Annotated in this window: 14 protein-coding genes and 1 pseudogene; 8 read left to right on the top strand and 7 right to left on the bottom strand. The window is 69.1% G+C overall.

Translation table 11 applies throughout. The features are described from left to right. Positions 1-197 precede the first annotated feature (197 nt). From KUM49_RS38850 to KUM49_RS38835, 4 genes are all read left to right on the top strand, one after another. Positions 198-1,781 (top strand): S8 family serine peptidase, encoded by a 1,584-nt coding sequence (locus KUM49_RS38850; RefSeq protein WP_217241657.1) that lies wholly within the window; start codon positions 198-200, stop codon positions 1,779-1,781. Beyond that, complete coding sequence (locus tag KUM49_RS38845) at positions 1,778-2,134, top strand: hypothetical protein (RefSeq protein WP_217241656.1); 357 nt, start codon at positions 1,778-1,780, stop codon at positions 2,132-2,134. Before KUM49_RS38850 ends, KUM49_RS38845 begins: the two co-directional genes overlap by 4 nt. A 40-nt stretch (positions 2,135-2,174) precedes the next feature. Further along, positions 2,175-3,239, top strand: coding sequence for a M14 family metallopeptidase (locus tag KUM49_RS38840; protein WP_217241655.1), 1,065 nt, complete (start codon positions 2,175-2,177; stop codon positions 3,237-3,239). 141 nt (positions 3,240-3,380) lie between these two features. After that, positions 3,381-3,611 (top strand): hypothetical protein, encoded by a 231-nt coding sequence (locus tag KUM49_RS38835; RefSeq protein WP_217241654.1) that lies wholly within the window; start codon positions 3,381-3,383, stop codon positions 3,609-3,611. Positions 3,612-3,871: 260 nt separating this feature from the next. On the opposite strand, the gene KUM49_RS49205 is transcribed toward KUM49_RS38835, so the two are convergent. Further along, positions 3,872-4,186: a hypothetical protein gene (locus tag KUM49_RS49205; RefSeq protein ID WP_254402442.1), complete on the bottom strand. Its 315-nt coding sequence runs from the start codon at positions 4,184-4,186 to the stop codon at positions 3,872-3,874. A gap of 84 nt (positions 4,187-4,270) precedes the next feature. Then, positions 4,271-4,480 (bottom strand): helix-turn-helix domain-containing protein, encoded by a 210-nt coding sequence (locus KUM49_RS49200; RefSeq protein WP_308406950.1) that lies wholly within the window; start codon positions 4,478-4,480, stop codon positions 4,271-4,273. 246 nt (positions 4,481-4,726) lie between these two features. Here KUM49_RS49200 and KUM49_RS38825 point away from each other — a divergent pair, with 246 nt between their 5' ends. Further along, positions 4,727-6,070 (top strand): aldo/keto reductase, encoded by a 1,344-nt coding sequence (locus KUM49_RS38825; RefSeq protein WP_254402441.1) that lies wholly within the window; start codon positions 4,727-4,729, stop codon positions 6,068-6,070. Here the strand turns inward: KUM49_RS38825 and lpdA are convergent. Then, the gene (gene lpdA / locus KUM49_RS38820; RefSeq protein ID WP_217241653.1) at positions 6,060-7,472 is read right to left on the bottom strand and encodes a dihydrolipoyl dehydrogenase; all 1,413 of its coding nucleotides are present in this window, start codon (positions 7,470-7,472) and stop codon (positions 6,060-6,062) included. The genes KUM49_RS38825 and lpdA overlap by 11 nt on opposite strands. Positions 7,473-7,727: 255 nt before the next feature. Between lpdA and KUM49_RS38815 the strand changes: the two genes are divergently transcribed. After that, positions 7,728-8,249: a hypothetical protein gene (locus tag KUM49_RS38815; RefSeq protein WP_217241652.1), complete on the top strand. Its 522-nt coding sequence runs from the start codon at positions 7,728-7,730 to the stop codon at positions 8,247-8,249. 62 nt (positions 8,250-8,311) lie between these two features. Here the strand turns inward: KUM49_RS38815 and KUM49_RS38810 are convergent, their stop codons facing one another. The 3 genes from KUM49_RS38810 to KUM49_RS38800 all read right to left on the bottom strand — a co-directional run bounded on the left by KUM49_RS38810 (position 8,312) and on the right by KUM49_RS38800 (position 10,517). Continuing rightward, positions 8,312-9,373, bottom strand: coding sequence for an LLM class flavin-dependent oxidoreductase (locus KUM49_RS38810; RefSeq protein WP_217241651.1), 1,062 nt, complete (start codon positions 9,371-9,373; stop codon positions 8,312-8,314). Then, positions 9,373-9,906, bottom strand: coding sequence for an SRPBCC family protein (locus KUM49_RS38805; protein WP_217241650.1), 534 nt, complete (start codon positions 9,904-9,906; stop codon positions 9,373-9,375). The genes KUM49_RS38810 and KUM49_RS38805 overlap by 1 nt, the downstream gene beginning before the upstream one ends. A 113-nt stretch (positions 9,907-10,019) precedes the next feature. Then, positions 10,020-10,517 (bottom strand): helix-turn-helix domain-containing protein, encoded by a 498-nt coding sequence (locus KUM49_RS38800; protein WP_217241649.1) that lies wholly within the window; start codon positions 10,515-10,517, stop codon positions 10,020-10,022. A gap of 105 nt (positions 10,518-10,622) precedes the next feature. Between KUM49_RS38800 and KUM49_RS38795 the strand changes: the two genes are divergently transcribed. Beyond that, positions 10,623-11,519, top strand: a complete 897-nt coding sequence (locus KUM49_RS38795; protein WP_217241648.1) for a short-chain dehydrogenase/reductase — start codon at positions 10,623-10,625, stop codon at positions 11,517-11,519. Positions 11,520-11,556: 37 nt separating this feature from the next. Here the strand turns inward: KUM49_RS38795 and KUM49_RS38790 are convergent, their stop codons facing one another. After that, positions 11,557-12,240 (bottom strand): TetR/AcrR family transcriptional regulator, encoded by a 684-nt coding sequence (locus KUM49_RS38790; RefSeq protein WP_217241647.1) that lies wholly within the window; start codon positions 12,238-12,240, stop codon positions 11,557-11,559. A gap of 264 nt (positions 12,241-12,504) precedes the next feature. Here KUM49_RS38790 and KUM49_RS38785 point away from each other — a divergent pair. After that, positions 12,505-13,014: pseudogene (locus tag KUM49_RS38785) on the top strand (enoyl-CoA hydratase/isomerase family protein); the annotation flags it as partial.

The following is a 13,014-nucleotide window of genomic DNA, read 5'->3' as shown; positions in this document are numbered from 1 at the left end:
GGGGGGCACCACCCGGCACGTGGTCGTCTTCCCCGTGCGGTTGCTCCCCTTCCAAGAGGCGAGGAGACTGGCGAGAAAGGGGGTTTCATACCTAAACGGGGTTTTGTCTCTCGGGCAGTTTCCTGTCGCCGTGACGTATCCGGCCGGGACGACCGCGCCCCTGGGAAGAGCCACGCCCATGAGAAGAGGCGAGTGCGATGTCGCGTCAGTACTACCAGCGTGGCAACCTCATCGAGGCGGAGGAACTCGACGATGTGGTCGCGGTGAAAGTGGAGACGGACGGTACCAGGGCCGCCGTCGACGCGGAGGCGGAGCTGGGTACCAGCGCACGGGGAGCGATGCGCGACGCGGGAATCGACGACGCGACCACCGCCGCCTTCGCCCGTGCGCACTGGGTGTTCGTCAGGCCCAACCGGCGGACTCGAGCGGCGGTCGACGTGGGCGAGGACATCTCCAGGGCGGAGGCAGCGGGCAAGGTCATCCGGCGGCCCAACGGCAGGATCGGTATCGCGACCGACGCGCTGAACGTCCAACTGCAGCCGTCGCTCTCGAAGGAGGAGGCGGAGCGCGAGATCGAGGCGGCAGGCCTGACGGTCGTCAACAAACTCGGCTTCGCGACGAACCTGTACGAGGTGCGGGCCAGGGCCGCCGAGGACGCCCTCGCGGCCTCCGTGGAGCTGCACGACAACGACCGTTTCCTCTTCGCCGAACCGTCGTTCATCGAGCACGTCCCGCCCCGGTTCCACCCCTCCGACCCCGAGTACCCCAGGCAGTGGCAGTGGGACAACACCGGCATCAACGGCGGCAAGCCGGGCGCCGACGTCCACATCGAGAAGGCGTGGGACCACACTCTCGGGGAGGGCATCCGCGTCGCTGTCATCGACAACGGCTTCGATGTCCGGCACGAGGATCTCGCCAACGCGCTGCACCCGGGCTCGGGCTTCTACAGCAGCGGCGTGGTGGGCGTGACCTTCACCCAGAACACCGTGGGCATGCCCGACGAGGACCACGGCACCTTCTGCGCCGGGATGGTCGGCGCCCGGCACAACGGCTCCGGCGGGGTCGGTGCGGCCCCCGAGTGCGAGCTCATGCTGGTGGCGTGCCTGGGGGACCAGGTCGGCACGCAGACGACCCTGGCCCGTGCCGTGTCGTACGCCGCCGACCCCTCGGTTGAGCCCGGAGCCGGCGCGCAGCAAGGCGCGGACATCCTGGTCAGCAGCCTGGGCCCGAACGGTGCGGACTGGGACCTGACCGACACGCTGAAGCTGGCCCTCGAATTCGCCGCCGCCACTGGACGCCAGGGCAAGGGACTGCCGATCTTCTGGGCGGCCAGCAACGGCAGGAACGTCGACATCATGCTGGACGAGGTGGTCTCCCATCCGGATGTCATCGCGGTGGTCCGGTCGAACAACAAGGACCGGGAGGACAACGCGGCCCGCGGCCCCGAGGTCGAACTGATCGCCCCCGGGGTCGATGTCTTCAGTACGACGTCCGGAGGCGGCTTCGGCCCGAGCACCGGCACCAGCTTCGCCGCCCCCTGCGCAGCCGGCTGCGCGGCACTGGCGCTGGCGGCCAGCCCCGACCTGACCCGCGACCAACTGCGCGAGATCATGCACCAGTCGGCCGACAAGATCGGCGGCCCGGGTGTCGTCTACGACGCCAACGGCCACAACGACGACTACGGCTTCGGCCGGGTGAACGCCGCCCAGGCCATCGCGCTCGCCCAACTGGTCGCCGGGCGTACGGCACCAGTGGCACGAGTGGGACAGCCGGCGCGATGAGCGACACGGGCGGCGCGGGCGGCGCGGGCGGCGCGGGCGAGGTCCCCACGGTCTTGCGCTGCCACGTCGTCGCCGAAAACGCCGACGCACTGCGGAAGTTCATCGAGGAGACCGGGCCCGACACCGGCTGCCGCCCCATCGCCCGGGACACCCCGACCGGCCTCGGCCTCGACGTCTACTTCCGCCAGGACCAGCTCGACTCGGCCCGATCGGCCAGGTCGGCACCACGGGTGAACATCACCGCGGTCGAGAACGTCACGGAGAACTGGCAGGCCAGGAAGCAGGAGGTCGGCGAGGGCGACCGCTTCGCGGCCCGGGGGTTCGTGCCCCGAGGGCTCGGCCGCAAGGAGTGACACCGCGATCCGACAACCCACGCGTCCGGACGGAGTGACCGTGTACCTCAATGTGGCCGAGATCGAATCGGCGATCAGCAGCCTGCACGCCGTCCACCCGGGTGCGACGGAGGTTCTCACGCCGCCCCACCCCACTCACGAGGGCCGCACGGCACGCCTGCTGCGGATCGGGGCCAGGCCTGCCGACGACGTCGACGGCATTCTGGTCCTGGGCGGTGTCCACGGCCGCGAATGGGCGCCGCCCGACGCCCTCGTCTCACTCGCCGCAGACCTGCTGGAAGCCCACAGCCTGGGCACCGGCCTCGGCTACGGCTCGACGTCGTACACGGCCGCCCAGGTCGGACACGTCATCGACAGCCTCAACCTCTTCCTCTACCCGTGCGTGAACCCCGACGGCCGCGCCTTCAGCCAGACGGCCAACGCGATGTGGCGCAAGAACCGCCGTCCGGCACCGGCCGGACACGGCAGCCCGTCCTGCGCAGGCGTGGACCTGAACCGCAACTTCGACTTCCTCTGGGACCACACCGCCAAGTTCGCCCCCGACGCGGACGTCCACACCTCCGACAACCCCTGCGACCCGCAGACGTACCGGGGGCCGTCCGCCGCCTCGGAGCCCGAGACCCGCAACGTCGTCTGGGCGCTCGACACCCATCCGCGCATCCGCTGGCTGGTCGACGTCCACAGCGCCGTACCCGTGATCCTGCACAACTGGGGCTCGGACCGGAACCAGTCCACCAGCCCGACCGACAATTTCCGCAACCCCGCACTCGACGCCATACGCGGCCGCAAGGACGACGACATCGGCGAGTTCATTCCCCATCAGGACCTGAAGACCGCCGCCGAACTGGCCGAGCGTATGAACGACGCAGTCCGCGGAGTGCGTGGCGTCGACTACGGGTTCGAGTCGGCTTACGGCCTCTACCCCACCTCCGGCACCAGCGACGACTACGCCTACAGCCGCCACTTCACCACCCCGGCCGCCACCAAGACCCTCGGCTACACCATCGAATGCGGCACCTCGTTCCAGCCTCCGTACCAGGAGGCCGAACACGTCATCCGCGAGGTCTCGGCAGCGCTCCTGGCCCTCGCCCTCGACGTCCGCTGAAGCCCATCGTGCAGCTGCGACTGATGCCTCCGTGCGGGCAGGCCTCACTCGTTGCCCATGCAACCACAGTGCTTCGAGTGGCAGGACGGGTGAGGAGGACGGATTCTGGAGGAGATCCCCCCTCTATCGAAGGAGCCTTGTATGACTACGCAGGAGATCCCTACCGACCGAGCCCTCTCGCCTGAGGAAGGCAAGGAACTCAAGAAGCGCATCTCCGAGAGCCGGGCGACCGGAGAGTGGCACTGGATGGGGAACTACGGAAGCCCCTACGACGTGGTCGCGGTCGCGAACGCCGCGCCGAAGTGCGAGGCCGGCGAACTCATCACCGGCTTCCACGAGAACGGTCTGATCCCGACGTTCATGTACAAGTAGCGGCAGAAAGCCCCTTCGCCGGATCGCAGCGCCCTCGCGAAGGGGCGACGGCTGCCGGCCATGAGATCCCATCGGGCAGGACAGCGTCGTGGCCGAGCGGTGGCTGCGAGGGGCTGACGAGAGGCGCCGGGACGCGTACTGAAGTGCGCGACCGGCGCCTCACTGTCACGACCCCGGCCACCCGAGAGCCGTTCCACGACGCCGTCTTCCACGTCAGCAGTGTCGCAGCTGTTGTCACGTCAGAGAGGTCACCGACCTCGTCACGGGGCTGCCTGGCCGGCGTCGGCGAGGGCGGCATCGACCAACGACTCCGCGATGGACCGTGCACACGCGCCGGTGTGGCTGCTGTTGAGTACGGTGCCCCGTGCGACCGCGCCGTCGAAGAGCAGTGCCAGTTGCTCACCGAGGGTTTCCGGGTCCGCGGCCCCGGCCTGCCGTGCGATGTCCGTGAGGCGGCGGGCGAACTCCTTCTTGTGCGCCGTGGCCAGCTGATGGGCGGAATGCCCGGGGTCTGGTACTTCGACGCTGACGTTCAGGAACGGACAGCCCCGGAACGGAGCGGTGGATTCCGGCAACTCCCGGTCGAAGACGGCGAGGAGCTGCTCACGCGGGCTCGGTGGCGGTTCGGCGGGCGACGGGAGGGCGGACAGGAGATCGTCTTACAGGGACTGCAGGTATGCCCCGACGAGCTCGTCCTTGCTGGGGAAGTGCGTGCAGAGGGTGCGTTTCGACACTTCGGCGGCGGTCGACAGCTGGTCCATCCCGGTCGCGTTGGTCCCCTGCGCGGTGAACAGCCGGGTCGCCGCTTTGAGAATCCGTTCCCGGGCGCCGCGCCCACGACGCCGACGTACGGGGGGAGATTCGGTCACGCCCCTAAGGATACCGATCGTTTTATATAAGCCGGTCGGGCCCGCTACGGTGGAGGCTTAAGTAGACCGATCGTCTTACATAGCCACGCCCGCATCGCGCCGCACGGGGAAGGGCGGTCGCCGACGCGCCCGCCCAGGACGCATTGGGCGCCCCCTTCACGCCACCGCCCGGGCCAACGTCCGGACCGGCGCCGGAACCACCGCCCGCCCCGGCCATCGATGCGAAATCAGCACCAAGGAGATCTGATGCGTTACACGGCCTTCGGACGGCGGACCGGACTTCGCGTCTCCGAGTACGCACTCGGCACGGGGAACTTCGGCACCGGATGGGGTGCCGGTGCCGAGCCGGACGAGTCGCGCCGGATGTTCGAGAGGTTCGCCGAGGCCGGCGGAACGTTTCTCGACACCGCGGACGGCTACCAGTTCGGCGAGTCCGAAGAGCTGGTGGGGAAGTTCGTCGCCCCCGACCGGGACCACTTCGTCCTGGCCACCAAGTTCACCAACGGGGCCGGACCGCAGCCCGGCATCTCCACGACCGGCAACAGCCGCAAGAACATGGTCACTTCGCTGGAGGCGAGCCTGAAGCGCCTCGGCACCGACTACATCGACCTGTACTGGGTCCACTTCCCCGACGACCTCACCCCCATGGAGGAGATCCTGCGCGGACTGGACGACCTGGTCAGCTCCGGCAAGATCCTCCACGCCGCCCTGCACAACTTCCCCGCCTGGCGTGTCTCCCGCGCCGCCACCCTCGCGGACCTGAAGAACTGGGCACCGGTCACGGGCATCCAGATCGAGTACAGCCTCGTCGAGAGGACCCCCGACCGTGAGCTGCTGCCGATGGCCGAAAGCCTGGGCCTCGGCGCCGCCCTGTGGTCCCCGCTCGGCGGCGGACTGCTGACCGGCAAGTACCGCCGCAGCACGAAGGGACGGCTGAGCGATCTCAAGACGCTCGTGCACACCGAGAGCACCGACCAGAAGACCGCCGTCGTCGACACCGTCCTGGCCATCGCCGAGGAGACCGGCGCCACGCCCGCCAGGTGTCGGTGGCATGGCTGCGTGAGCCTGCCGCCCAGGCGTCCACCTCGTTCGTGCCGATCATCGGCCCGCGCAACCTCACCCAGCTCGACGACTACCTGGGCGCCCTGGACGTCCAGCTCGCCCCGGAGCAGTTCGGGCCTCTGTCCGACGTCAGCGCCATCCCCCTGGGAGTGCCCCACGAGGCGACCGCCCGCGCCCGGAACGCCGTCCAGGGCGGTGACGCCTCCCTCGTCACCCAGCCCGCACTGCCCGTGGCCTAGGCTGCGGATCCTGCCGTCGACGGCCCCTCGATGCGTACGTGACTTCCCGAGGTTCACTGCCCAGAGGCACCGCCCCTGCTCCACGACCGTGTCTCTGCCGTACCGAGCGGGCGCCACGGCCAGGACGAGAGCTCGCGAGACATCTCCCCCGGGAAGCGCCGCGCCACCGTGCGGCGGTCGCGGCGCCCCGACAAGGGGTCAGGGCCCTTTGGAAACTCGAGGTCGTGAAACCGATCCGAGCACCAACGGGCCCTGTTGCCGCTACGCCGGGCGCCCTGCTACATGTTGATCATGTGTCCCGCGAGGCCGTGGACGGCTTCCTTGACGGCCTCGCCCAGGGTCGGGTGGGCGTGGACGTTGCGGGCGACCTCGTGGACGGTGAGGTCCCACTGCTGGGCCAGGGTCAGTTCGGGGAGGAGTTCGGTGACGTCCGGGCCGATCAGGTGGCCGCCGATCAGTTCGCCGTACCTGGCATCGCTGATGAGCTTCACGAAGCCACTCGCGTCACCCAGGCCGTGCGCCTTGGCGTTCGCGGTGAAGGGGAACTTCGCGACCTTGACGTCGTAGCCCTTCTCCCGGGCCTGGGCCTCGGTGTAGCCGAAGCTGGCGATCTGCGGCTGGCAGAAGGTGGCGCGCGGGATCATCGCGTAGTCCAGCTCCATGGTCTCCGCGTCCGCGATCGTCTCGGCGGCGATGACGCCCATGGCCTCGGCGGCGTGCGCGAGCATCAGCTGCGCGGTGACGTCCCCGATGGCGTAGATGTGCGGGACGGAGGTGCGGCAGCGCCCGTCGACGTCGATGGCGCCGCGCTCGGTGACCGCCACGCCGGTGTTCTCCAGGCCGTAACCAGTCACGTTCGGTGCGAAGCCGATCGCCTGCAGGACCTTGTCGGCCTCCAGGACCTGCTGCGCGCCGTCCTTGCCGGTGACCGTGACGCGGACCTGTGGGCCGGACTCGTCGATGGAGTCGACCCTGGTGGAGGTGAGCACGTCGATGCCCAGGCGCCGGTACTGTTTGGCCAGTTCGGCGGAGACCTCGGCGTCCTCCAGGGGTGCCATCCGGTCCAGGAACTCGACGATCGTGACCTTCACGCCGTAGTTGTGCAGCACGTAGGCGAACTCGATGCCGATCGCGCCGGCGCCGGCGATCACGATCGACTGCGGAAGGTCCTCGGCGAGGATCTGCTCCTCGTACGTCACCACGCGGGAGGTGCGGCGGGTGCCGGGCAGCAGCTTCGGTGTCGCGCCGGTGGCGATGATGCAGTGATCGAAGCCGATGGTGCGGGTGTTGCCGTCGTAGTCGGCCACCTGGAGCGTGTGCGGATCGCGGAATGTGCCGCGCCCGCTGATCTCCGTGATCTTGTTCTTCTTCATCAGGTAGTGGACGCCCTTCACCCGGCCGTCCGCGACCTTCCGGCTGCGCCGGAAAGCCTCGCCGTAGTCGAAGGACACCTTTCCCTCGACCTTGATGCCGAACGTCTTCGCCTCGCGCGTGAAGACATGCACGAGCTCGGCGTTGCGCAACAGGGCCTTGGTGGGGATACAGCCCACGTTCAGACAGACGCCGCCCCAGTACTTCTCCTCGACGACCGCGACGCTCTTGCCGAGCTGGGCCGCGCGGACGGCGGCGACGTAACCGCCGGGGCCCGCTCCGAGGACGACGACGTCGAAGTGCTCGCCCTGCTCATCCATGGAAGGTTCCTCTCCGTTGGGGCGCCGGCTCCGGTGACGGGCCGACTCGCTCCCGATCCAACAACCTGTTCATCAACTCGACAAAGGCGGCATCCGTCACCGCCCGCCGCGAGGAAGCCGGTGGAGGACGAGGGAAGCGCCCCTGTGGTTCACCACCTCGGCAGTGGTTCCCCGGGCATCCGCTTCAGCGTCCCGGCGCCGTGATCTATGCCCCTTCAGCCATCATCGACGGCGGGCCGACGCCCCGTCGACTTCGTGTACTCCGGCTTCGGCGGCCCCGAGCCTGAGAGTGTCGAGGCCGAAGGCGGCGACCGGGCCGTGCGCACCGGGCTCGAGGACGGCATCCGGCCGGGCCGCATGGGCGGCGCCCCAGGCCAGGAGGGCTCCCGTCATCTCGTACGGATCGGGTCCGGTGAGGGCTGCCGTGGCCAGGGGCCGGCCTTGGGCGTCGCGGGCGACGGCGATCGACGACCCCTGCACCGGGAGCTGATGGCCCAGGCACCCTCGGTCCTGGGAACGCAGTACCGGCACATCAACGACACCGTCGCCCAGCCTCAAATCGAACGGCTGCTGACCGCTTTGGACGAACGCGGTGAACTGCAACCGGACGTTCCCGTCCCCACTGCCGCCCGGCTGCTGTTGGCCGGCCTGTGCGAGGGCAACCAGATCATCGCCGCCGCGGCGGACCGGGAGGACGCCCTGAACAGGACGTTCCATACGATCACCCTGCTGATGTCGGGCCTGGCTGCCGACGGCATCAGCGCCCGGTCGGACTGAAACGGGTCTGGTGGATGGCGTCGGCCCAGGGCGGCACTCCTCGGCCGCGCCCTGGCCTCTCGTTACCGTGCCGCCTCATCCTCGAGGTCGCGGACCAGGCCGATGGCCCGGCCCAGGGTGGCGAGCCGGGCGTCGAGGCTCTCACCGGCGGGATAGAAACGGACGGTGTCGACACCGACGTCGCGCCACACGCGCAGCCGCTCGCGCACCATGTCCTCGGTTCCGATCAGTGTGGTCGCCAGCACCATCTCGTCGGTGACCAGGCCTGCGGCGCCGTCCCGGTCCCCGGCCTGCCAGCGGGTCCGGACCTCGGCCGCCACCTCGGCCCATCCCTGGCGGCTGTAGGCGTTGTTGTAGAAGTTCGTGGTCGCAGATCCCATGCCGCCGAGGCTGAAGGCCAGTTCCTTCTTGCGTCCGGCCACCATCGCGCGCAGCGCGTCCTCGTCGTCCGCGAAGGCGACCTCGGCGCCCTGGCAGATGTCGAGGTCGGCGCGCTTGCGACCGGCGTCGGCAAGGCCCCGGTCCAGGTGGTCGAAGTACGCCTCCTGGGCGCCCTCGGGTACGAAACTGGTGCCCAGCCAGCCGTCGGCGATCTCACCGGTCAGGTGCAGCATCTTCGGCGAGAGGGTGGCCAGGTAGACGGGGATGTCGTACTCGGCGCGCATGGACAGACGCATGGGCTTGCCGTCGCCGCCGGGGAGTGGCATCTGGAACTCCCGCCCGGAGTGGGTGACTTTCTCCCCCGAGGCGGCCTGTCGCACGATCTCGACGGTCTCGCGCATGCGGGACAGCGGCCGGGCGAAAGGCACGCCGTGCAGCCCTTCGATCACCTGCGGTCCGGAGGGGCCCAGCCCGAGGAGGAAGCGCCCCTGGGAGATCTGCGACAGTGTGATCGCGGCGCGGGCGATGGCCATCGGTGTGCGGGTGCCGAGCTGGATGATGCCCGATCCGAGAAGCATGCGCTCCGTCTTCGCGGCGAGATAGCCCAACGGCGAGGGCGCCTCCGAGCCCCACGCCTCCGCCACCCAGCAGATGTCCAGCCCGAGCTTTTCCGCCTCGGTGACGTAGTCGACGATCTCCCTCCAGTCGCCCCCGGAGGCTTCGATCGTGGTGGAGGTACGCATCACGCACTCGCCTCGCCCGGGGTCCGGGGGCTCTCGGCCAGCTTCTTGATCTCTTCCAGGGTGCGGGTCATGTTGGCCTCGAACTCCCGCATGCGCACGAAGACGATCTTCTGCTCCTTGTCCGGCATGCGGTCGATGGCGAAGGAGAGGCCGGAGCGGGCCGGGCCCATCTGCATCCATTCCCGAAGCAGAGTGCCGCCGTCCTGCGGCTCCAACGTGAACCGCCAGATCGCCGTCGGGTGCTGCGGATCCTCGACCGCCCAGGCAAGCCTGCTCGACGGCTCGTACTCGACTATGTGGGAGGTGGTGGCCCACTCCCCCAGCGCCTCATGCTTGCTCCGGCCGACGAACCGGGCCCCCAGAGCAGGGCCGCTCCTGCCGTCGAGCCATTCCACCGACTGCAGCTCGGGACTCAGACGCGGCATCAGCTCGATGTCGGACACCAGCATCCACACCGGGTCGGGCGGGACGGCGATCCAGGTGTGGACCTCGACCGTCGGCTTGTCCGCATAGCGCGCGCCCGTCCACTCCATGGCCCCGCGGCCTCCTCGCCTCTCCGAGAACCCTCTTACCAGTAGCTGATCAGTAAAGTTGCGTAGATAGACTCACTTGTCAAGGGCGGCCACCGGTTTACGGCGCTGCCGAGTCAGTCCGCGAAACGCTCCCGCACATCCGGCCGTTCGGCCAGATGCGGCGGATAGCCGGGACCCATCCGGGGACGGGTGTTCTCCGCGGTCATGGGCTCGCCGCAGGAGGCACACACCACCTCGGCGTGGGTCTCCTGGCCGCACACCTCATGACGCATGGTCACCGGCGGGCCCGCCTCACCGGCCAGCCAGCGGTCTCCCCAGCGGTTCATCACCAGCAGCACGCCGTAGAAATCGCGCCCCTTCTCGGTGAGAATGTAGTCGTACCGCACCGGTTCCGTCTGGTACGGCCGCTTCTCCAGCAGCCCCTCGTCCACCAGCCGTCGCAGCCGGTCCGTCAGCGTGTTGCGGGCGATCCCCAGCGACTCCTGGAACGCGTCGAAACGCCGGATCCCGTAGAACGCCTCCCGCAGCACCAACGGCGTCCACCAGTCCCCGAGCAGGTCCATGGTCCGCGCGATCGAGCAGGGCCACTGCGCGAAGGATGTCCGCCTCATAGCGGCCAGCATAGGTTCGTCCAGTCGTGAGACCCACCAGGTGAGCGAGCAGCGACCGGTGCGCGGTCTCTTGTGCTCCATCAATAACGAAGTTATGTTGCCGCCATGAAACGAGACTTGCAGGGCAGAAGGCTGGTTGTCACCGGCGCGGCACGCGGCATCGGCGAGAAGGTGGCCCGACTGGCCGCCGCCCGAGGGGCTCGGGTGACCGTGATCGGACTGGAACCCGATCGGTTGCGCGACCTCGCCGAGGACCTGGGTCCCGCCGTTTCCTGGCGTGAGGCCGATGTGCGCGACGGTGCCGCCCTGCGGTCGGCGATCGATGCGGCGGCGGAGGTGATGGGCGGCATCGACCTCGTCGTCGCCAATGCCGGCGTCGTGGCGTACGGGACGGTGCGGCAGACGGACGAGGCGTCGTTCGAGCGGGTCCTGGACATCAACCTGAACGGCGTGTTCCGCACCCTCAAGTACGCGACGCCGCACCTGGAGCGCAGCCGGGGCCACGTGCTGGTCGTGGCGTCCGCGCTGTCGTTCATGCCGCTGGCCGCGATGGCCTCGTACGGCGCGAGCAAGGCCGGGGCCGAGCTGCTCGCCCTGACCTACCGCCAGGAGGTGGCGCATCTCGGGGTCACGGTCGGTCTGGTGCACCCCTCCTGGATCGACACGGACCTCGTCCGGGGCGCCGAGGCGGACCTCCCCTCCTTCCAGGGGCTGCGCCGGCGGCTGCCCTATCCGGGCAACGTCACCACGAGCTCCGATCGGGCGGCTGCCGCGATCGTCGACGGGCTCCTGCGCCGACGCAGCCGCGTGTACGTCCCGCGTGCGGTCGTCGTGGCCAACTGGGCGAAGGGAGCGCTGAATTCACCGCTGGCCTGGCCCTGGGCGAGGCGCTTCGCGGCCCGGGCGGTTCCGTCCCTCGAACGCGAGGTCACAGCGCTGGGGAGGCATGACCAACTCACGCCCGGTACCGATGCCCCTGCCGCGGAGACCAGGTCGTCCTAGCCGCACACGGCGGAGCTGCGCCCCACCACCCAACCTCTCAACGGTCTTGGACCAGCGAGTCGTACAGGCGCGCGCCGGTCTCGTGGGAGGCCTCGGCGCGTTCCCGCTCGTCACCCAGGCCGACAGCGAAGTTCACGCCCATCGGCAGGAGGACCTGCGTCACGGCGTCGTCGAACTCGACGAAATGCTCAGCCAGTTCAAGGGTGATGTAACCGTGCACGTAGCTCCACAGCTGGGCGGCGATGACTTCGGGTTCCTGCTGCTCGACCCTGCCGGAGCGCACGAGCCGTTCGCACGCTGCGGTGACATGGGCGTGGGCTTCCCGAAAGGCCGGGGAATGCCCGCTCAGGCGAAGGTCCGTATCCGGCAGAGGCCGGTACGTCGCCCGAGTGGACAGCCCGAACATCAGGTCGTGGAGGTGAGGGTTCTCGCGGGCCAGCCGACGGCAGGCCAAGGCCATGGCGAAGAGATCCGCGATCGGGTCGTCCGTCACCGGTACCCGGCCGAACGCTCTGCCGAGTTCCTTGAACCCGTGGTCGGCGACAGCGCTCATCAGCTCGGGGATCCCGCCGAAGTGGCTGTAGACCACCATCGTCGACAGTCCGCTCGCGGAGGCCACCGTGCGCACCTTCAGAGCCGACGGACCCTGCTCGGCCAGCAGACCGATGGCCGCCTGCACAAGCCGTTCCGGTGCGTCATCAAGCCTCGTCCGCCCTGCCATGTCTCGCACGCCTCCACTGTTGACACACCAGAAATAACTTGGTTATGTAATTCTTCACGGCAATCGTACACATCGCAGATGACATGCCGTCCCGGACACGCGCGCCCGCCCTCGGGCACCTCATCACCCGCTGCTCCAGTCTCCTGCCGCCTGTTGCGGACTCAGCAACCACCGGGAGGAACCCGGCCCCAGCACTGCGACACGCATCCGCGGTTCTTCCCCCGCATTTTCCACCCCCATGAACGCAGCCCGGGAGCAGAATTCATGCCGTACAAAGACAAGGGCCATCTGGAGATCGAAGATCGCGGGACCGTCCTGGTCGCCCGCGTCGACGGCGGCCGGCACCAGGTGTTCGGCCTCGACATCGCCCAGCAGCTGGACAGGCTGGTCGCCCGAGCCGACCTCGATCCGAAGATCCGTGCCGTCGTCTTCACCGGGGCACATCCCGAGCGGTTCGTCAGCCATGCCGCGGTCCGGTGGCTACAGGAAGAGGGCGCCGCGAGCCCCACCGTCGGCCGACGCGGTGCCGCCGCCGTCGTACGCGCGGCGAAGCACGTGGACCGGTCCCGCCTCCTCGGGCCCGTGATGCGCAGGACCCCGATGCGGGGAGCCCTCCAGCTGGAACGTCTGCACACGACCTTCCTCCGCATGAACGCCAGCGGTGTCCTCTTCGTCGCCGCCCTCAACGGTTCGGCTCTCGGCCTCGGCGCCGAGTTCGCCTGGGCGTGCGATCTGCGGGTCATGGCCGACGGGGACTACTTCATCGGCCAGCCG

The sequence above is a fragment of the Streptomyces sp. AC555_RSS877 genome (genome assembly GCF_019049245.1).
Taxonomy (GTDB): Bacteria; Actinomycetota; Actinomycetes; order Streptomycetales; family Streptomycetaceae; genus Streptomyces.
The sequence above is the reverse complement of the archived record's forward strand: the minus strand, read 5'-3'. Positions and strand labels throughout refer to the sequence as shown.